General features: G+C 70.3%; 17 protein-coding genes. All 17 read right to left on the bottom strand.

The genetic code is table 11. From position 1 onward, the window contains the following. Nucleotides 1-6: 6 nt before the first annotated feature. A complete protein-coding gene (locus tag ABIE45_RS00520; RefSeq protein ID WP_192709899.1) occupies nucleotides 7-1,668 on the bottom strand; it encodes an OFA family MFS transporter in 1,662 nt (553 codons plus the stop codon). Between the two features lie 200 nt (nucleotides 1,669-1,868). Further along, complete coding sequence (locus ABIE45_RS00525; RefSeq protein ID WP_192709898.1) at nucleotides 1,869-2,162, bottom strand: formate dehydrogenase subunit delta; 294 nt, start codon at nucleotides 2,160-2,162, stop codon at nucleotides 1,869-1,871. Between the two features lie 9 nt (nucleotides 2,163-2,171). Continuing rightward, a complete protein-coding gene (fdhF, locus tag ABIE45_RS00530; RefSeq protein WP_192709897.1) occupies nucleotides 2,172-5,033 on the bottom strand; it encodes a formate dehydrogenase subunit alpha in 2,862 nt (953 codons plus the stop codon). Between the two features lie 10 nt (nucleotides 5,034-5,043). Continuing rightward, nucleotides 5,044-6,603 carry a formate dehydrogenase beta subunit gene (locus ABIE45_RS00535; protein WP_192709896.1) on the bottom strand — a complete coding sequence of 520 codons (1,560 nt, stop codon included), beginning with the start codon at nucleotides 6,601-6,603 and terminating at the stop codon, nucleotides 5,044-5,046. Continuing rightward, nucleotides 6,600-7,073: a formate dehydrogenase subunit gamma gene (locus ABIE45_RS00540; protein ID WP_192709895.1), complete on the bottom strand. Its 474-nt coding sequence runs from the start codon at nucleotides 7,071-7,073 to the stop codon at nucleotides 6,600-6,602. Before ABIE45_RS00540 ends, ABIE45_RS00535 begins: the two co-directional genes overlap by 4 nt. A gap of 323 nt (nucleotides 7,074-7,396) precedes the next feature. Further along, entirely contained in the window at nucleotides 7,397-8,053 is a 657-nt protein-coding gene (locus ABIE45_RS00545) for a glutathione S-transferase family protein (RefSeq protein ID WP_192709894.1), read from the bottom strand. Nucleotides 8,054-8,149: 96 nt separating this feature from the next. Further along, entirely contained in the window at nucleotides 8,150-8,614 is a 465-nt protein-coding gene (locus ABIE45_RS00550) for a cytochrome c-type biogenesis protein (RefSeq protein ID WP_192709893.1), read from the bottom strand. After that, nucleotides 8,614-10,614, bottom strand: a complete 2,001-nt coding sequence (locus tag ABIE45_RS00555; RefSeq protein ID WP_192709892.1) for a heme lyase CcmF/NrfE family subunit — start codon at nucleotides 10,612-10,614, stop codon at nucleotides 8,614-8,616. The genes ABIE45_RS00550 and ABIE45_RS00555 overlap by 1 nt, the downstream gene beginning before the upstream one ends. Before the next feature lie 10 nt (nucleotides 10,615-10,624). Next, nucleotides 10,625-11,137, bottom strand: a complete 513-nt coding sequence (gene ccmE / locus ABIE45_RS00560; RefSeq protein WP_192709891.1) for a cytochrome c maturation protein CcmE — start codon at nucleotides 11,135-11,137, stop codon at nucleotides 10,625-10,627. Nucleotides 11,138-11,318: 181 nt separating this feature from the next. Continuing rightward, nucleotides 11,319-12,800 carry a c-type cytochrome biogenesis protein CcmI gene (ccmI, locus tag ABIE45_RS00565; RefSeq protein ID WP_192709890.1) on the bottom strand — a complete coding sequence of 494 codons (1,482 nt, stop codon included), beginning with the start codon at nucleotides 12,798-12,800 and terminating at the stop codon, nucleotides 11,319-11,321. Nucleotides 12,801-13,023: 223 nt separating this feature from the next. Next, complete coding sequence (locus ABIE45_RS00570) at nucleotides 13,024-14,442, bottom strand: sensor histidine kinase (RefSeq protein ID WP_192709889.1); 1,419 nt, start codon at nucleotides 14,440-14,442, stop codon at nucleotides 13,024-13,026. 15 nt (nucleotides 14,443-14,457) lie between these two features. Beyond that, nucleotides 14,458-15,609: a 2-methylaconitate cis-trans isomerase PrpF family protein gene (locus tag ABIE45_RS00575; protein WP_373622833.1), complete on the bottom strand. Its 1,152-nt coding sequence runs from the start codon at nucleotides 15,607-15,609 to the stop codon at nucleotides 14,458-14,460. Between the two features lie 5 nt (nucleotides 15,610-15,614). Continuing rightward, nucleotides 15,615-16,292, bottom strand: a complete 678-nt coding sequence (locus ABIE45_RS00580; protein ID WP_192709888.1) for a response regulator transcription factor — start codon at nucleotides 16,290-16,292, stop codon at nucleotides 15,615-15,617. A gap of 35 nt (nucleotides 16,293-16,327) precedes the next feature. Beyond that, the gene (locus tag ABIE45_RS00585) at nucleotides 16,328-16,699 is read right to left on the bottom strand and encodes a PepSY domain-containing protein (RefSeq protein WP_192709957.1); all 372 of its coding nucleotides are present in this window, start codon (nucleotides 16,697-16,699) and stop codon (nucleotides 16,328-16,330) included. A gap of 133 nt (nucleotides 16,700-16,832) precedes the next feature. After that, entirely contained in the window at nucleotides 16,833-17,123 is a 291-nt protein-coding gene (locus ABIE45_RS00590; RefSeq protein ID WP_192709887.1) for a hypothetical protein, read from the bottom strand. A 1-nt stretch (nucleotide 17,124) separates the two neighbouring features. Continuing rightward, complete coding sequence (locus tag ABIE45_RS00595; protein ID WP_192709886.1) at nucleotides 17,125-17,508, bottom strand: hypothetical protein; 384 nt, start codon at nucleotides 17,506-17,508, stop codon at nucleotides 17,125-17,127. Nucleotides 17,509-17,582: 74 nt separating this feature from the next. Next, complete coding sequence (locus tag ABIE45_RS00600; protein ID WP_192709885.1) at nucleotides 17,583-18,128, bottom strand: hypothetical protein; 546 nt, start codon at nucleotides 18,126-18,128, stop codon at nucleotides 17,583-17,585. Nucleotides 18,129-18,188: the final 60 nt, after the last annotated feature.

An 18,188-nucleotide genomic window follows, 5' to 3' on the forward strand; every position in this document is an offset into this window, starting at 1 on the left:
GGGCCATCACCGGAACAGGATGAAGGCCTTCGACAGGGTGATGCCGATACCCCAGACGATCGGGATGCCGACCACCGCCCACGCCACGGCCGCGCCCGGGCTGAACCCGCCGCGACCGATGCCGAAGGAGCCGGACGGCCCGGAGGCGGTCGCACCCGTGCGGACGTCGAGGGAGGCACGCTCGGAATCCGACATGAACCAGCGCTGGGCCAGCGGACGTACCAGCAGATTGCAGACGAACCCGGCCACCAGGAAGCCAGCGAGCACGTACATGGTCCGGCCGTAGAGTTCCGCACCCTGCACGCCCGCGGCGATCTGCGCCTCGCGGATCTTGGTGATCACGAAGGGCCCGACGATGCCGGCCATCGACCAGGCGGTGAGCAGCCGCCCGTGGATGGCGCCCACGAACTGCGTGCCGAACACGTCGGCGAGGTAGGCCGGCACCGTCGCGAAACCGCCGCCATACATCGACAGGATCACACAGAAGAAGGCGACGAACAGCGCCTGCGAGCCGATGCCGGCCGCCCAGGGCGCGGCCGCGTAGAGCACGCCACCCAGCGCGAAGAAGATCGCGTAGGTGACCTTCCGCCCGATCCGATCCGACATCGAAGCCCAGAAGAACCGGCCGAGGATGTTGAACAGGGAGAGCAGGCCGACGAAGCCGGCGGCGATCGCCGCGACCTGCGCCTTCTGGCCGGCATCGAGGGCCGAGAAGCCGGTGCCCGGCAGGCCGATCAGCTCACCGCCGAAGATCTCCTGAAGCATCGGCGAGGCCAGCGCCAGCACGCCGATGCCGGCGGACACGTTGAGGAACAGCACGAGCCAGATCATCCAGAACTGGAAGGTCTTGTGCGCGTCCCGCAGATGGACGTGGCCGGAGGCGATCATGGCGTTCTTGGCAGCCGGAGCCGTCCAGCCGTCCGGACGCCAGCCGGCCGGCGGAACCCGGTAGCCGAAGGCGCCGCCGAGCATGAACAGGATGTAGCCGACGCCCATCACGGCGAGCGTCTGCCAGACGCCGGCCGAGTCGACGGTCCGGAAGCTCTTGATCAGGCTGTCGGCCAGGGGCGAGCCGATCATCGCGCCGCCGCCGAAGCCCATGATCGCCATGCCGGTGGCCATGCCGCGCCGGTCCGGGAACCACTTGATCAGCGTCGAGACCGGGGAGATGTAGCCGAGGCCGAGCCCGATGCCGCCGATCAGGCCCATGCCGAGCCAGATCAGCCAGAGCTGGTGGACGTAGACTCCGAAGGCGCCGATCAGGAAGCCGCCGCCCCAGCACAGGGCGGCCACGATGCCGGCCTTGCGCGGGCCCGCGCGCTCCAGCCAGCCGCCGAACAGGGCGGCCGAGAGGCCGAGCACGACGATGCCGATCGAGAAGACCGTGACGAGGTCGCTGACGCGCCAATCGCAGGTGGTGGTGAACAGGGCCGTCATCACGCCCATATCCGCACAGGCGGCGGGTGCCGGCTTTCCGACTGAGAGCGCCCGGGTGAGCGGTAGCCAGAACACCGACAAGCCGTAGGCCATGCCGATGCAGAGATGGATCGCCAGAGCGGCTGGCGGGACCAACCATCGGTTGAACCCCGGTTGGGCCACGATACGCTCGCGCGAGAGCAGACCCGGTGCGACATCGGGCGCGACCGCGCCCGTAACCCCAAGACTCATGACGTCATCCTCTCCGGCAGCCACGTGGATGGGCCGCGCGTGAATGGATGATGCGCGATCTGTGTGCAGGGCACCAGCGCCGCACTACGCTGAGCCGACAGTTTTAATCCTGATTGCAACCTTTTGTATGCACGGCGGCGAACGAAAAGGGCCCCGCGGAGGGGCCCAAGTCTCGAACTCTACGTACTTCGGCTCCGGTCTCAGCCCGCGTCGCTGGCGCCGGCTCCGGCGAGTTGCGGATCCCGGGTGGCCGGGCGCACCGGGCTGTCGGCCGCCGGCTCCGCGCCGTGCAACGCCCGCCGCACGTAGCTGTCGACCCGGTCGCCCTGTTCCGGCAGGGCGGCCTCAAGATGCGCGATCATCTTGGGCGTCCAGAACGCCTTGATGTGCTTCTGGATTCCGGCCACCGCCTCCTCCTCCGGGTAGGACCGGAAGAAGGTGGCGATCTGGTTGGCCATGCGGACGAGCTTGTCCGCCTGTGTCACGGCACTCATCGGGTACTCTTACTCTGCCGCATCCAGGGTCTGGGCGATCCGGGTCAGGGAGAAGTCCTCCTCGTAGAACTTCGCCTGCCAGTCGGAGGGCCGGTTGGTCCGCCGGACCTGCACCGCCGTCACCTTGTACTCGGGGCAGTTGGTCGCCCAGTCCGAGTAGTCGGTGGTGATGACGTTGGCGCCGGTCTTGGCATGGTGGAAGGTCGTGTAGACCACGCCCGGCTGCATCCGCTCGGAGATCTTGGCCTTCAGGGCGATGTCGCCCGAGCGGCTCTCCAGGGCGACGAGATCGCCGTCGACGATGCCGCGCAGCTCCGCGTCGAACGGGTGGATCTCCAGCACGTCCTCCTCGTGCCAGCGCGAATTCTCGGTGCGCCGGGTCTGCGCGCCGACATTGTACTGGGACAGGATCCGGCCCGTGGTGAGGATCAGCGGGAACTTCGCCCCCGTCCGCTCCTCGGTGGCCACGAACTCGGTGATCATGAACCGGCCCTTGCCGCGGACGAACCGGTCCACGTGCATCATCGGTGTGCCGAGCGGCGCCTTCTCGTTGCAGGGCCACTGCACCGAGCCGAGCTCGTCGAGCTTGGCGTAGGAGACGTTGGTGAAGCTCGGGGTGAGCCGGGCGATCTCGTCCATGATCTCGGACGGGTGGCTGTAGTTCATCGGGTAGCCGAGCGCGTTGGAGAGCAGCACCGTGCCCTCCCAGTCGCCGTAGCCACCCATCGGGGCCATGACCTTGCGGACCCGCGAGATGCGGCGCTCGGCGTTGGTGAAGGTTCCGTCTTTCTCGAGGAACGAGGCGCCCGGCAGGAAGACGTGGGCGTACTTGGCGGTCTCGTTCAGGAACAGGTCCTGGACGACGATGCATTCCATCGCCATCAGGCCCGAGGTCACGTGGTGCGTGTCGGGGTCGGACTGCGCGATGTCCTCGCCCTGGATGTACATGCCCTTGAAGCTGCCCTCGACGGCCTCGTCGAGCATGTTGGTGATGCGCAGGCCCGGGGCGTTGTCGAGCTTGGCACCCCAGATCGCCTCGAAGCTCTCGCGGGTGGCGTCGTCCGAGACGTGGCGGTAGCCCGTGAGCTCGTGCGGGAACGAGCCCATGTCGCAGGAGCCCTGCACGTTGTTCTGGCCGCGCAACGGGTTCACGCCGGCGCCGAGCTTGCCGATGTTGCCGGTGGCCATGGCGATGTTGGCCATGCCCATCACCATGGTCGAGCCCTGGCTGTGCTCGGTGACGCCGAGGCCATAGTAGATGCCGGCCGCACCGCCCTTGGCGTAGAGCCGGGCCGCGCCGCGGACATCCGCCGGGTTGAGGCCGGTGAACTGCTGCTGCGCCTCCGGGGAGTGCCGCTCGTCGGCGATGAACCGGGCCCAGGACTCGAACTCGGCGAGGTCGCAGCGCTCGCGGACATAGGCCTCGTCGATCAGCCCCTCGGTGACGATCACGTGCGCCAGCGAGTTGATGAAGGCGACGTTGGAGCCGGGCTTCAGCGGCAGATGGTAATCGGCCTTGATGTGGGCCGACTTCACCAGGTCGATCTTGCGCGGATCGGCGACGATCAGCTTGGCGCCCTCACGCAGGCGCTTCTTCATGCGCGACCCGAAGACCGGATGGCCGTCGGTCGGGTTGGCGCCGATCACCAGGATCACGTCGGAATGCTCGACCGACTTGAAGTCCTGGGTACCGGCCGAGGTGCCGAGCGTCGACATCAGGCCATAGCCGGTCGGCGAGTGGCAGACGCGGGCGCAGGTATCGACGTTGTTGTTGCCGAGGGCGGCGCGCACGAGCTTCTGGACGAGGTAGGCCTCCTCGTTGGTGCAGCGCGACGAGGTGATGCCGCCAACCGAATCCTTGCCGTACTTGGCCTGGATCCGCTTGAACTCGGAGGCCGCGCGGTCGATCGCCTCTTCCCACGACACCTCGCGCCACGGATCCGTGATCTTCTCGCGGATCATCGGCTTGGTGATGCGGTCCTTGTGGGTGGCGTAGCCGTAGGCGAAGCGGCCCTTCACGCAGCTATGGCCCTCGTTGGCCTTGCCGCCCTTGTACGGAACCATGCGGACGACGCGCTCCCCCTGCATCTCGGCCTTGAACGAGCAGCCGACGCCGCAATACGCGCAGGTCGTCACCTCCGCGTGCTCGGGCTGGCCGAACTCGTGGATCGACTTCTCCTGGAGGGTCGCGGTCGGGCAGGCCTGCACGCAGGCGCCGCAGGACACGCACTCGGACTCGAAGAAGTTGGTCGGGCCGGCCGCCACGCGGCTGTCGAAGCCGCGGCCCGCGATGGTCAGCGCGAAGGTGCCCTGCACCTCCTCGCAGGCGCGGACGCAGCGGTTGCAGACGATGCACTTCGACGGGTCGTAGGTGAAGTACGGGTTCGACTCGTCCTTCGGCAGGTACTTTTCCGCCGTCGGCGCGACGTGATTATCGCCCTCGTAGCCGTAGCGCACGTCGCGCAGGCCCACGATTCCGGCCATGTCCTGCAGTTCGCAATCGCCGTTGGCCGCGCAGGTGAGGCAGGTCAGCGGGTGATCGGAGATGTAGAGCTCCATCACGCCCTTGCGGAGCTTGGCGAGCTTCTCGTTCTGCGTGTGCACCACCATGCCGTTCTCGGCCGGGGTCGTGCAGGAGGCCGGCGTGCCGCGTCGTCCCTCGATCTCCACGAGGCAGAGCCGGCAGGAGCCGAACGGCTCCAGCGAGTCGGTGGCGCAGAGCTTCGGGATCTGCGTCCCGGCATGCATCGCTGCCGCCATCACCGAGGTGCCGGCCGGCACCGTCACCGACATGCCGTCGATCGTCAGCGTCACCGTCTGCTCGCTGACGCGGATCGGCGTGCCGTAGTCGATCTCCTTGATCAGGCCCATCGACGTCTCCTCACTCGGCCGCGGCCGGCAGATCGCCGGCGCGCCTGAAATCCTCGGGAAAGTGCGTGATCGCGCTCATGACGGGCATCGGCGTGAGCCCGCCCATGGCGCAGAGCGACCCGTCGGTCATGACCTCGCAGAGGTCCTCGACCAGCTTCAGGTTCGCGTCCGGCCGGATGCCGGCGATCACCTTGTCCATGGTCTCGACGCCGCGGGTCGCGCCGATGCGGCAGGGGGTGCACTTGCCGCACGATTCGGTGGCGCAGAACTCGAAGGCGAAGCGGGCCTGGGCGGCCATGTCGACGGTGTCGTCGAACACCACGATGCCGCCGTGGCCGACGAGGCCCTTCTTGGCCGCCATCGCCTCGTAATCGAGGGGCGTGTCGAGGAGATGGTCGGGGAAGTAGGCCCCGAGCGGCCCGCCGACCTGCACGGCCCGGACCGGCCGGCCCGAGCGGGTGCCGCCGCCGAAATCCTCGATGACCTGCCGGAGGGTGATGCCGAAGGCCATCTCGATCAGGCCGCCGTGCTTGATGTTGCCGGCGAGCTGGATCGGCAGGGTGCCGAGCGACCGGCCCATGCCGTAATCGGCGTAGGCCCTGGCGCCGTTCTCCAGGATCCACGGCACGGCCGTGAAGGTCATGACGTTGTTGACCAGCGTCGGCTTGCCGAGGAAGCCCTTGAGCGCCGGGATCGGCGGCTTGGCCCGCACGATGCCGCGCTTGCCCTCGAGGCTCTCCAGCAGCGAGGTCTCCTCACCGCAGATGTAGGCGCCGGCGCCGAGGCGCACTTCCAGGTGGAAGCTCTTGTCCGAGCCCAGGATGTTGTCGCCGAGCACGCCCGCCGTGACGCCGTTGGCGATCGCCTCCTTGAGGGTGGCGAAGGCCTGCGGGTACTCGGAGCGGAGATAGATGTAGCCGCGGGTGGCGCCGGTCGCGACGCCCGCGATGGTCATGCCCTCGATGAGGTTGAAGGGGTCGCCCTCCATCATCATCCGATCGGCGAAGGTGCCGGAATCGCCCTCGTCGGCGTTGCAGACCACGTATTTCTGGTCCGCCTTGGCGAGCATCACGGTGTTCCACTTGATGCCGGCCGGGAAGCCGGCACCACCCCGGCCGCGCAGGCCGGAATCGCGCACCGCCGCCACGATGCCCTCGGCATCGAGCTTCAGGGCGGCCTCCAGGCCGCGATAGCCGCCGTGGGCCCGGTAATCCTCGACGGAAACCGGGTCGATCACGCCGCAGCGGTGGAAGGTCAGGCGCTGCTGCCGGGCGAGGTAGGGGATCTTCTCCGGATCGCCGAGGCGCAGGGCGTGGTCGCCGCCCGTGGTCAGGCCGGCATCCAGCAGGGCGTCGACATCCTTGACCGTCACCGGCCCGTAGGCGACGCGCCCCTCAGGCGTGCCGACCTCGACCATCGGCTCCAGCCAGAACAGGCCGCGGGAGCCGGTCCGGACGATGGTGACGTCCAGACCGCGGCGCTCGGCGCCGGCGAAGAGGGCGCGGGCGACCTTGTTGGCGCCGAGGCCGAGGGCGACGGCGTCGCGCGGAACGTAGAGCGTGACGCTCACTGGCGCACCTCCGTCAGGGCAGCTTCGAGGGCGTCGGCGGTCAGGTGCGCGACCGGCTCACCGTCGACCAGCGCGGCGGGACCGTTGGCGCAGAGGCCCAGGCAGTAGACCGGCTCGACCGTGGTGCTGCCGTCGGCGGTGGTCTCGTGCCAGCCGCAGCCGAGGCGGCTGAGGATCTCGCGGTGCAGCCTGTCGGAGCCCATGGCCTGGCAGGCTTCGGCCCGGCACAGCTTCACCTCGTGGCGGCCGGCGGGGTGGGCGCGGAAGTCGTGGTAGAAGGTGATGCAGCCGTGCACCTCGGCGCGCGACAGGTTCAGAGCGTCCGCGATCAGCGGAACGGCGCCGGAATCCACGTAGCCGAAGGTTTCCTGCAGTGCGTGCAAGATCGGCAGCGTGGCCCCTTCGAGATGCGTATGTTCGGCGATGATCCCGGTGGCGCGTTCCGCGCTCCAGGGCTCGTGACGCGCCATGGTTCCCAGCCCAGTCTGTTCCTGTTCTAATGCGAAGAGGAACAGAAATGCCGAATGGCTTCAATCGAGCTGTCCGGTTGGGCGACAAAGGACGTTTGTCGAGCTGTAACCCGCCGGCGTCGGCGACGGGCACGTTCCGTTAACGTGTTGCCGTAACGCGGTTTTTCAAATCTCCTCAGCCCTCAGAATTTCTTGCGTGCATTGCAGCATAAATTTTTGCCCTGCAAGAAACTGCATTCCTCTGCATCGGGTTCTCACCGTCCGGGCTGAGCCTGCCGTCCTTGCGAGCGGAGGCGCGCTCCGAGACCGAAGCCTCGGCCGCGTCAGAATTCCATCTCCAGTTCCTCGATCTCATCCGGCTCGTCGGCGGCGGCCTCGGCCCACTCGACCATGAGCGGCCAGTGCAGGATCGTGTCGCGGTAGGCGGCGGCCCGGGGCGGCAGCGTGATGTCGTAGGTGCGAAAGCGCGTGCAGACCGGCGCGTACATGGCGTCGGCCAGGCACGGCTTGGCGCCGAACAGGAACGGTCCCTCGTACCGGTCGAGGCAATCGTCGAAGATCGTGATGATGCGCTCGATATCGGCCTTCGCGCCGTTGAACACCCGGAAATCGGGATGGAAGGCGCGCAGGTTCATCGGCAGGGCCGAGCGCAGGTTGACGAAGCCGGCATGCATCTCGCCGGAGATCGACCGGCAATGGGCGCGCTCCGCGACGTTGCCGGGCAGGAAGCCGGCTTCCGGGAACGTCTCGGCGAGATACTCGGCGATGGCCAGCGTATCCCAGACGACCACGTCGCCGTGGCGCAGGCGCGGCACCAGGAAGGACGGCGACAGGTGCAGCAGCTCGGCCCGGCTGGTGGCGTCGGTGCCGGACAGGACCTCGGTCTCGAAATCGAGACCCGCCATCCGGCAGATCAGCCAGCCTCGCAGGGACCAGGAGGAATAGTTGCGGCTCGAAATGGTGAGCGTAGCGGCCGTCATCGTCCAACCCCGGGCGCGTCGCCGATCATGCGGTCTGCGGAGCCCGATCCAAGACTCGTGCCGAGTAGAGCAGGCGCATCACGATTTCGCCCGTTTCTACTCCCGTCGCAGCAGCGCCGCGACCTCCGCCTCCTCGGAGGGCGACAGGGTCCGGACCGGCGCCGCCGGCCGACGGCGCGCAAGGCGCCAGATCCCCAACCCGCCGAGCAGCACCGCCAGAACAGGCGTCAGCCACAGCAGCAAAGTGTGCAGGGCGAAGACCGGACGCAGCAGCACGAACTCGCCGTAGCGAGCCACGACGTAGTCGCGCACCGCCGTGTCGCTGTCGCCCTTCTCCAGCCGCTCGCGGACGATCAGGCGCAGATCCTTGGCGAGGGGCGCGTCGGAATCATCGATCGACTGGTTCTGGCAGACCAGGCAGCGCAGCTCGGCCGAGATCTCCCGGGCGCGGTGCTCCAGGGCCGGATCCTTCAGCACTTCGTCAGGCTGGACGGCGTGGGCGGGAAGCGATGCCAGCAGGGCGAGCGCCAGCACCGTGAGTCGGATCGAGCGGCTCGCCATCACTCAGCCGGCACCGCGGCCGGGAGCGGCCGGGCCTTCGCCTTGGCGGGGACGCCCACGCGCATCCGACGATCGGTGAGCGAGAGCCCGCCGCCCAGCGCCATCACCACGGCCCCGAGCCAGATCAGCAGCACCAGCGGCTTGTAATACAGCCGCAGGCCGACGCCGCCGTCCTGGCTCATCTCGCCGAGGCTGGCGTAGACCTGGCTTGCACCGATCGTCAGCAGCCCGGATTCCGTCACCGCCATCTTGCGGCTCGGGTAGAAGCGCTTGCCGGTGTCCACGTGCCCGACCTCGTCACCGGAGCGGGTCCGGATCGTCAGGCTGGCGGCGGCCTCCTCGTAGTTGGGACCCTGGCGTGGACCGACGCTGTCCAGGGTCGCCACGTAGGGTCCGGTCGCAAGGCTCTGGCCGGGCTTGAGGGTCGCCAGCCCTTCGGTAGCCCAGCCCTGGGCGGCGATGCCCAGCACCACGACGCCGACACCGGCATGGGCGAGCGCGGTGCCCCAGGCCGAGCGCGGCAGGCCGACGGCGCGGCGTCCGATCTGTCCGAGCGAGCGCGCCCGGCTGGCGCCGTAGCCGCGGGCCCGCGACACGATCTCCAGCGCGGAGCCGATCAGCAGGTAGGCACCGAGCCCGATTCCCACCGGCGCCATGACCGGGCCGCCCCAGGTCAGGGCCAGCACCGCGAAGCCGACGACCAGGGCCACCGCGAGCGCGGCGAACAGGCGCTGGGCGGCGGCGAGCACATCGCCGCGCTTCCAGGCGAGCGCCTGCCCGAAGGGCACGATCAGGAGGAGCGGGATCGCGAGCGGCACGAAGGTGGAGTTGAAGAAGGGCGGCCCAACCGTGATCTTCTCGCCGGTCAGCATCTCCAGCACCAGCGGGTAGAGGGTGCCGACCAGCACGGTGGCGCAAGCGGCCACCAGGAACAGGTTGTTGAGGACGAGCGAGCCCTCGCGGGAGATCGGCGCGAACAGGCCGCCCTGCCGGAGCAGCGGCGCCCGCCACGCGAACAGCGTCAGCGAGCCGCCGATGAACAGCACCAGGATCGCCAGGATGAACACGCCGCGCGTCGGGTCGGTGGCGAAGGAATGCACCGAGGTGATCACGCCCGATCGGACCAGGAAGGTGCCGATCAGCGAGAGCGAGAATGTCAGGATGGCGAGCAGAACCGTCCAGACCTTCAGGGCGTCGCGCTTCTCCATCACCACGGTGGAGTGCAGCAGCGCGGTTCCGGCGATCCACGGCATCAGGGAAGCGTTCTCCACCGGATCCCAGAACCACCAGCCGCCCCAGCCCAGTTCGTAATAGGCCCAGTAGGAGCCCATCGCGATGCCGAGGGTCAGGAAGCACCACGCCGTCAGCGTCCAGGGCCGCACCGCCCGCGCCCAGACGGCGTCGATGCGCCCGTCGATTAGCGCGGCCACCGCGAAGGCGAAGCTGATCGAGAAGCCGACATAGCCGACGTAGAGGAGCGGCGGGTGGATCGCGAGGCCCGGATCCTGCAGCAGCGGATTGAGGTCGTTGCCCTCGACCGGCGCCGGGATCACGCGGCTGAACGGGTTCGAGGTCGTGATGATGAACAGCAGGAAGACGAAGGTGATGAGCCCCTGCACGCCCAGCGTGCTGGCCCGCAGCCGCGGCGGCACGGAATTCCTGGCCGCCGCCACGCAGGCGCCGAACAGCGTGAGGATCAGGACCCAGAGGAGCATCGAGCCCTCGTGGTTCCCCCAGACGCCGGAGATCTTGTAGATCAGCGGCTTCTGGGTGTGCGAGTTCTCGACGACGTTCTGGACCGAGAAGTCGGACGTCACATGCGCCCAGGTCAGCGCCGCGAAGGCGAAGAGCACGCAGCCGAAGGCGCCCAGAGCCGCCTGCGAGGCGGTCTGGCGCAGGGCTGGGTCGCCGGTGCGCGCCGCCCAGATGGGCATCACCATCTGGACGAGAGAGATCGCGAGCGCGAGCGCGAGCGCGAAATGGCCGGTCTCAACGATCATGCCGGCTTCCTCACCGCTCGCTGCGGGGACCGAGCGTCCCGTCGGCCGAGGCGGTCGCCGGCTTCGGGGCGGGCCCGCCCTTGTTCGGGCCGCCCTCCTGCCAGCGCCCCTGCGCCTTCAGGGCGTCGGCGACCTCGCGGGGCATGTAGGATTCGTCGTGCTTGGCGAGCACCGTGTCGGCGCGGAACCGACCGCCCGGCTCTAAGACACCTTCGGTGACCACGCCCTGTCCCTCGCGGAACAGGTCCGGCAGCAGGCCCTTGTACTGGACCTCGACGGTGGCGTTGGTGTCGGTCACGGCGAAGTCCACGACCTGGTCTGGCCCGCGCTTCACCGATCCGTCCTTCACGAGGCCGCCGAGACGCAGGCGGGTGCCGGGCGTGATGCCCTGCAGGGCGATGTCGGACGGCGAGCGGAAGAACACGATCGACCCGCTCATGGCGTACAGGATCAGCCCCACGGCGAGCGCCAGCACGCTGCCGCAGGCGGCGATCAGGATCAGGCGGCGTTTCTTACGCGTCACGATGCGTCCACCCCGCGATTCGGCGGGCGAGGATCCGCCCAGGTCCGAACCGTTCTCATTCTACACTCCAGGGTGTCGGCCCCGCACGGGCGCGGGTCAAGGGCAGGCGTCGAGACCGATTGTCGTACAGCCGACGCCGCTGCGGACACCGCGCGACCTTGTGGCACCGGGGGTTGCAGGGTCAGGGACTGGCCTTGGCGGGCAAGTCGAGCTCCCGGGCGAGCCCGTCGAGCCGCGCCACCGCCTCGCTGTTGGCGGCGAGCGCCATCCGCGCGCGGTTGAGGGCCTTCGTCGCCTGATCGCGCTCGCCAAGGACGGTGTAGGAGCGCACGAGGCGCAGCCAATCGTCCGGCGTGCCGCCCCGGGCCGCGAGGCGCCGGTCGAGGCTCTCGACCATGCCGCGGATGGCGGCGTCGCGCTCGGCGGGCGGCATGTCGCGCACAGCCGCCATCGCGGCCCCCGTCTCGGCCTGGGCAACCGGTCCGGACGCGGCCGGCGCCCCCGCGGATGCACCGGCCTCAAGGCCGAGATCGCGGGCGCCCTGCTCCACCTGAGCAAGTCCCTGTGGATCGTTCGCCAGTGCGGTGCGGGCGCGGGCCAGGGCCGCGACGGCCTGATCGCGGTCGCCCAGCACAGTCCGGGACCGGATCAGCCGCAGCCACTCGTCGGGCGTGCCGCCGCTGGCCTTCAGCCGGGCATCGAGGCCGTCGACCATGCCGCGGATCGCCGCCTGCTGCTCCGCCGGAATCTGGGGGGCCGCCTTGGGTTCTGCGGCGGGCGGAGGCGGCTCTCCCTTCAGGCGGGCGAGCGTCTGGCGGACCACCCCGAGCCAGGGGGCCTCCGACGGGCTCGCGGCTTCGAGGGTCGTGAGCTGGCGGATCGCCTCGCCGGTATCGCCGGCCTGCTCGGCCGCCCGCGCGAGGTAGAAGCGCGGCTTCGGCGCGTTCGGATCCTTGGCCTGCGCCTTCTCGAACAGGGCCTTGGCCTCGGGCGTGACGGTGCCGTCGCCGGCCGCCGTGAGGGCCTCGGCCTGATCGGCGAGGATGTCGGCGGTCTCGCCTTTCAGCCGCGCGATGTTTGCGTAGGCGCGGGCGGCATCGTCGAAGCGACCGGTGCGCATGTAGACCGGCGCCAGCACCGCCCAGCCCCGGGCGTCGTTCGGGTCGCGGGCGAGGCGTGCCTCGATCTGGCCCACCGCCTTCATCAGCTCGTCGGTGCCGCCGCGGGCCGCCGCGCGGTCGGCGGCGGTCTGGGCGGGCAATTCCGGGGAGCCGTAGAGGCCGTAAGCGATCAGCGCCACGAGCGGGATGGTCGAGAGCGCGAAGGCCGAGGCCGCCCGGCGACGGCGCAGCCGCGGCTCGGCCGGGCGTGCCGCCTCGACCACGCCGGCATCCTCGGCCTCGAGCTGCGACTCGCGGCTCGCCCGCAGCAGGCGGCGCGCCGCCTCGGCCTTGGCCGACTCGGCCTCCTCCGGGGCGATCAGCCCGCGCTCCAGGTCGCGCCCGATCTCGGCGATCTGGTCCTCGTAGAAGGCGGTCTCGGTGGCGATGGCGCTTCCGCCGGCCTCTCCGGTCGGCACGGAGGCGCGCCGCGACATCGGCCAGAGCAGGCCGAGCACGGCCGCCGCGGTCATGGCCGCCAGGATGAACCAGATCGCCGTCATCGAACCTTCGCCAGCAGGCCGGACCGGCCCGCACCTCTCCACACCATGTGGAGCCGACAGCGTGACGCCACGACGCCCCCCGGCGGCGGCACGGTGTCACGCAACTTCACCGCGATGACAAGGGCCGAGGGGGAACCACCCCTCGGCGTGCGCGCCGACGGCCCCGGTCAAAGCTTGTTGAACACGGCGGACCCCGGCCACCGGAGCGGCCGAGCATCCGCTCTCAATGGGCCGTCGCGCCCACCGGCGCGTCGCCCGGAACCTCCAGCACGGCCCGCAGGCCGCCCAGAGCCGCCTGCTCCAGCGTGAAGTGACCCCGGTACAGCGCGGCGAGGTCGGCCACGATCGACAGGCCGAGGCCCGAGCCGGGCTTGGATTCGTCGAGCCGCCGGCCGCGGCCGAGCACGGCCTGGCGTGCCTCCGGCGGCAGGCCGGGGCCGTCATCCTCGATGGCGACGACCAGATGGGGATAATCGTCCTTGGATACCGCCTCGGCCCGGATCGCGACCCGGCCGTGCGCCCATTTCGAGGCGTTGTCGACGAGGTTGCCGACCATCTCCTCGAAATCCTGGCGTTCGCCGCGGAAGCGGAGGCCCGGAGGCACGTGGACGTCGTAGGCGATGTCCTTGTCGCGGTAGATCTTGCCGAAGGTGCGCACGAGGCCGGCCAAGGCCGGCTCGACTTCGGTCGAGGTGCCGAGCGTGCCGGCGAGCGCGGCGGCGCGGGCCCGGTCGAGATGGTAGTTGACCTGATCGCGCATCACCGCGGCCTGCTCGCGGATCTTCTGGGCGAGTTCCTCCGGGGCATCGGAGGCGCCGACCTCGTTGACGATGATCGAGAGCGGCGTCTTCAGGGCATGGGCGAGATTGCCGACCTGGGTGCGGGCGCGCTCCAGGATCTCGCGGTTGGTCTCGATCAGCAGATTCACCTCGCCGGTGAGCGGGGCGATGTCGCGCGGATAGGTGCCGGTGATGCGGTCGGCCTCGCCGCGGCGCACGGCGCCGAGCGCGGCGCGCATCTTCTTGAGCGGCGCCAGGCCGAACCGGATCTGCAGCAGGGTGGTGATCGCCAGCGACAGGCCGAGCAGGCCGAAGGTGATGGTCAGCGAATTGCGGAACCGGTCGACGTCGTTGACGATCTCGTCGGCCGGGCCGGCGACCCGGACCGTGTAGCGGCCCTCCTCGCCGAGATCGACGTCGCGCTCCATGATGCGCAGGAGGCGCCCGTCCTGCCCCTTGCCGTAGCCCTGGCGGATCTGACCGACCCCGACCTTGCCGTCCGAATCCGTTGCGGGCGGGAGCGGCACGCCGACGAGGGAGCGGGAGGTGCGCACGTCCCGCGGCTTCGCATCGGGCTTGCCGACCTGCCAGTACCAGCCGGACAGGGGCAGGTCGAAGCGCGGGTCGCCGAGCGAGAAGGTCCGGCTCTCGGGATCGTTGGGCGAGACGAGATCGGTGGCGAGATTGTTGGCGAAGACGAGCAGCCGGCTGTCGAACGACCGCTCGGTGTTCTCGCGATAGAGGGTCGTGAGGATCCAGGCCGCGATCAGCAGGATCGCCGAACTCGCCAGGAACGCCGACACGGCGAGCCGCACCGCGATGGAGCGGCGGCGCAGGGAGAAGAGGCCGATAAGGTCGATCATGGATGCGTCGGTCGCTCAGACGGGCGGCGGTGCATCGTAGAACACCTCGCCCCGCATCAGCGGGCGCGCCGTGCGGAAGAACGACCCGCGCTCCGCCCGCCAGCTTTCGCCATCCCGCGTCACGGTGGCATCGGCGGTGAGGATGCCCGACGGCATGCCGACCCGCAGGGCGGCGTCGGTGGGCCGCGCGGCCTCGTGGACGAGGCTGCCCTCGATCCGGGCGGCCACCGCAAGGCACAGGGTGGCGGTGAGCGGCAGGGCCTGATGAGGCACGCCGTTGGAGATTACCCGGGCGGTCAGGTCGATTTCGGCGGCGCGGATCGTCTCGCCGGAGAGGCTGCCGGAATCCCGCGGCGGCGCGACGAGGCCGACGAAGGGCACGTGGACGATGCGCGCCGCCGCCTCGAGGTCGGGCGCGATGCCCATCGCCACGGAGCCGGCGCGGCGGATCCGCGCCAGCCGGTCGAGCAGGCCCGGCACAGCCTCCAGGGCGGCGGGCAGCTCGGTGCCGGAGAGCCCGAGATCGGCGGCGCGGACGAACACGCAGGCATTGGCGGCATCCACCAGCGAGGCCTCGATCGCGCCGAGATCCGGCACGTCGAGACGCTCACGGACGGTGCCGGTGGGCAGGAGCCGGCCGGTCGTGGCGCCGCCGGGATCGACGAAGTCCAGACGGATCGGCGCGCCGGTGCCGGTCACGCCGGGGATCGGAAGGTCTCCGCCATAGACCGCGCGGCCGCCCCGGACGGCGAAGCGCGCCTCGATCAGCTTGCGGGTGTTGGTGTTGTAGATCCGCAGCCGCACCGGGCCGTCCGGGACGTCGACGAGCCCCTCGTCGACCGCGAACGGTCCCACGGCCGAGAGCATGTTGCCGCAATTGCCCGAGAGGTCGATGCGGCCGTCGCGGACCACCACCTGCACGAAGGTGTAGTCGATGTCGGCGTCCGGCCGCGCGGAGCGCTCGACCACGCAGATCTTCGAGACCGACGAGACGCCCCCGCCCATGCCGTTGAGCTGCCGCCCGAACGGGTCGGGGCTGTCCATGGCGGAGAGGAAGACCGGTTCCCAGGCGGCGAGGTCACCCGGCACGTCCCGGCGGTGCAGCATCAGCGCCTTGCTGGTGCCGCCGCGCATGAACACGGCCGGCAGGGTGCCGGGCCCCGGCACGGCCGTCACACCCGCGCCGGCGGCTGGTTGGGATCCACGAGGTAGCCGAGGCCTCGCACGGTCTGGATCAGGTCGACCGCGAGCTTCTTGCGCAGGCGCCCGACGAACACCTCGATCGTGTTCGAGTCGCGATCGAAATCCTGGTCGTAGAGGTGCTCGGTCAGCTCGGCCCGGGAGACGACCCGGCCGGTATGGTGCATCAGGTAGGAGAGCAGCCGGTATTCGTGGCTCGTCAGCTTCACCTGGGCGCCGTCGACGAACACCTTGCCGGAGCGCGTGTCGAGGGTCACCGGCCCGCAGGCGATCTGGCTGGAGGCGTGCCCGGCGGCCCGGCGCAGGAGCGCGCGGACGCGCGCCATCAGCTCCTCCATGTGGAAGGGCTTGGTGACGTAGTCGTCAGCCCCGGCATCGAACCCGTCGACCTTGTCGGACCAGCGGTCCCGGGCGGTGAGGATGATCACCGGAGTCTTCACCCCGGCCCGGCGCCACTTCTGGAGCACGCTGACGCCGTCGGCCTTGGGCAGCCCCATGTCGAGGATGATGGCGTCGTAGGGCTCGCTCTCGCCAAGATAGCCGCCCTCCTCGCCGTCATAGGCCTTGTCGGCGACGTAGCCGGCCTCCTCCAGCGCGGCGACCACCTGCCGGTTGATGTCCTTGTCATCCTCCACGACGAGCAGACGCACGGCTCACTCCATTCCAGGACGGGTTAGGCGCCCGCTCAATATTGTCCCGCGACAGTGCCGGTGCGCGCATCGACAATCACGTGCACGAAATGCCCGTCCCGGCGCAAGGCGGTGAGCATGTAGACGAGCGTGTCTTCGTAACGGCACAGGCTCGCCCGCTGGATCTCGGCCCGGGGGATCACCGTGCGGGCCGCGCGGATCGCCGCCACGGGCGGGATTACCCGCCGCTCGCCGACCTCCTCGCGCATGTCGGCGGGCGACAGGCAGGCCTCGACCCGCAGCGGCGCCTGGCTGGAGACGGCGCCCGTCTGCGGGGCCGGCCCGTCATCGGCCATGGAGCCGAGGCCGCCCGCGGCGAGGGCCGCGGCGGTCAGGCTGATGGCAACCAGGGCGATGGTGTAGCGCATTGGCACGAGATGTGGGCCGCGGGCACTGAATGCGCCCTGAATACGTGGCTGTTGTTCCCTCGCGGTGGAGGCGGCGGGCTGACCGAAAGATCCTGTTCTGCGCGATAGGGCGGTGGGCGGCATCGTGCCGGCACTACGGCCCGGAACCCGGCTCGGTTCCCCCGCCGGCGCCGGTTCGCACAAGCAATGCAGGACGGGTCACGGAAACGGTCTCCCGGCGGGCTGCCGGCATCCCGGGTCGTGTCGGTTCGAGGCCGGCCGCGTCAGGGGCGCGGCCGGCCAGCGCGGTCAGGACGGCGCCGTCCGATGACCAGCCGCGCGACCCGACCTGCGCACCCAGATCGAGCGCGAGGGCCAGAGCCGCCGCCCCGGAGGCGGCCAGCCAGAGGCGGTCGAGGATTTGATCCCACCGCAACAGGTGCATCTCACCCTCCCACCACGAGCATCCAGAGTGACCGCAGGGCGGGGATCCGCGCCGCGATCCAGGCAATCTGGTCCGAGAACCAGTGCACGGCCGCGGCGGCGCCGAGGAAGGCCAGAACCGTCGCGTGCTTCAGCCGCGTCAGATAGCGGCGCAAAGCCCGCCGCTCGACATGCGCGTCGACCATCTCGTCGAGCGCGGCGAGGCGCGGCTCGGTCTGGCGGCCGAACCAGACGTGCCAGAAGGGCGGAAAGCGGATCGCCCGCGCCCGGCCCCCGAGGGCGATGCCGGGGTCGGCCTCGTCCTCGCGGGATTCGGCGGCGGCCCTGGAAGGGGCCCCGGAAGCGGGCTTGGCGGCGCGGTGCGCAGGGGGGCGGGGATCGGTCATGGCAGGCGTATCCTTTCCCGGCCGGTGCCGGGCGGGACCGCCCGGCGTCATCGTTCCGCCCCCGCGACGCGGCCTCAGCCCTGCCGTGCGGCACCCGGCCGGCCGTCGCGCTCGCGCAGCTCGGCCAGCGCCGGGGCGAGCACGGTCGCGGCACTCGCCTGCGGATCGAGCGGCAGGGCCCGGAAGATCCGGGCCGCGACGCCCTCCGCCCCGCCGGCCGACCGGACGACGTGGCCGGGCGCGGTGGCGAGCACGTGCCGGGCTCCGGCTGCGACCACCGCGGAGCCGAGATCGACGCTGACGGTCCGGCCCTTGGCGGCGCCGGCCACGGCGTTCTGGCCGAACTCCGCCCCAGCGCGGATCGCCGCCTCGACCCGGTCGCGGGTCAGCACCGAGGCCGCCCAGGGCGCGACCCGGGCGATGCCGGCGGTCACGGCCGCGGCCGCGAGTGGCACGAGGACGGCCGAGACCGGCTGGAGCAGGCCGGTCAGCCAGTCGCCCCAGGGCAGGCTCACCCCGGTGGCGGGCAGCGCGGCGGCGGCATACGCCGGCGACAGCAGGGCGGCGAACGGCAGGGCCGCGCAGGCGAGAGCCAGCCCCAGACGGAAGCGGTGCGTCATGGTCGATCTCCGAGGGTTGTTCGCGCGGCGGACCCGGCCGGCTCGGGAACGGGTGGAGGG

It is taken from the genome of Methylobacterium sp. OAE515, assembly GCF_041806315.1.
Taxonomy (GTDB): Bacteria; Pseudomonadota; Alphaproteobacteria; order Rhizobiales; family Beijerinckiaceae; genus Methylobacterium; species Methylobacterium tardum.